General features: G+C 61.5%; 2 protein-coding genes. Both read left to right on the top strand.

Annotated features, from left to right (window positions below; all coding sequences use genetic code 11):
- Window positions 1-922 (top strand): porin (locus tag OX89_RS01560; RefSeq protein WP_047349315.1); only part of this gene is annotated, 922 nt, incomplete at its 5' end.
- Between the two features lie 255 nt (window positions 923-1,177).
- The coding region (locus tag OX89_RS01555) for an ABC transporter substrate-binding protein (RefSeq protein WP_047349314.1) at window positions 1,178-1,802 on the top strand (625 nt) is incomplete at its 3' end.

The raw sequence follows: 1,802 nt of genomic DNA, 5'->3' as shown, positions 1-1,802 counted from the left end.
TGTCGACATGCTATGCCTCACACACAAAATTTCTGACAAGCTCGGCCCTTATGGCCGCCTGACTGCCGGACGTCAGTGGAACGTCCTGTTCGACGTGGTGACCAGCACCTACGCTTCGTTCCCGTACTCCCCCTACATGGAAGCCTACAAGCCTGAGTTGGGAATGGCCATGGGCGCGCGTACCAGCAACATGCTGAAGTACACCTTCGCAACGCCGGACCGCAGCTTCGTAGGCTCGCTGCAATATTCGTTTGACGAGAACAACGACACCAAGGCATTGGAAGCTGGCCTGCCTGCCTCGGCGGCGCAAGTGCCTGCCTACGTTGCAGGCACCCTGGGTGGTGGCGCCTGGAAGACGGCTGGCGGCTACCTGCGCTACTCCGCGAGCGGGTTTGCCGTCGGCGGCGGCTACATGCGCACGACGCTGCCAGGCGGCACCGACGTAGACGCCTGGACTCTGGGCGGTTCGTACCGCACGGGTCCGTGGTACTTCAACACGGGCTATGGCCTGAACAAGGCGAAATACGCTACGGTGACCAACCCGATCCAGGGTTTCCGTAACCTCGTAGACGGAGCGATCCTGGGGCAATTCTGGGCCGGCCAGACCAATGGCGGCTTCCAGCCGGGCGACGCCAACAAGCGGCAGCTGTTCAAGGTGGGCGTGGGCTATCAGTTGACGCCTCAGCTCAACCTGGGCGCGCACTACTTCCGCGGTAAGCAGTCGGGCTCGGCCACGGGTGCTTCCAACGGCAACGTCAACTTCTACGTGGCCGTGGCGGACTATGCCTTCAGCAAGCGCACCGATGCCTATTTCGGCGTGGACCACACCAGCATCAGCGGCGGCAGCGCGGTCGTGCTGGATGCGGCGAGCGGCGCACGCAGCCGTACCGGCATCACCGTGGGTGTCCGCCATCGCTTCTAACGCGCATTGAGTGGGGAGGGGAAGGGTCCTTGTGGGCCCGCCCCGATTTCAAACAACCTCCTTCGGGAGGTTGTTTTTTTCCCGAAGTACGGTTCTTGCCCCGCCGAGCGTAGATACGCAGTCCGGGCATTGGTTTTGCATCAGCACTGCGGATGAATGGCGGCGCATCTGCGATGCACCATTTCAGGGATTTCCCTTTGCCAGTGGCCACGGCCACGCTGCCATAGTCGCTCCTTTCTATAAAAGAGGATTCCCATGCGAATCAATGCCTTGATCCTTTCTCTTGCGGCGGTCTGCGCGGCGGCTGTGGTTCCAGCGGCGCATGCCAAGACCTTCAAATGGGCCAGCCAGGGCGAAATCGCCACCTGGGATATCCACTCCCAAAACAACGCGCTGCAAAACGCCATCCATTCGTATGTGTACGAAAGCCTGGTCTACTACAACAGCCGTACCTTCGAGGTCGAGCCCATGCTGGCGACGGCGTGGCGAGAGGTCAGCCCCACACAAGTGCGTTTCACGCTGCGCCAGGGCGTGAAGTTCCACGATGGTTCCGCCTTCACCGCCGATGACGCCGTGTACTCGCTGCAGCGCGCCATGTCCAAGACCTCGAACTACACGCCGTATGTGCAAGGCATCGACAAGGTGGTGAAGGTGGATGCGCAGACCATCGACATCTTCCTCAAGTCGCCCAACCCCGTGCTGCTGCGCCAGATGACCGAGCTGCGCATGATGAGCAAGGCCTGGGCCGAGAAGAACCGATCGGTGGAGCCGAAGGACATCAAGGGCACCGATGAGAACTTCGCCCATCGCAACGCCATGGGCACGGGTCCCTATCAGGCCGTTGAAAAATCCCCCGCCGACGCCCGCGTTGGCCGCTACG

This window comes from Diaphorobacter sp. J5-51 (genome assembly GCF_001023515.1).
In the GTDB taxonomy this organism is placed as follows: Bacteria; Pseudomonadota; Gammaproteobacteria; order Burkholderiales; family Burkholderiaceae_C; genus Diaphorobacter; species Diaphorobacter nitroreducens.
This window is presented reverse-complemented; position numbering and strand designations above follow the sequence as displayed.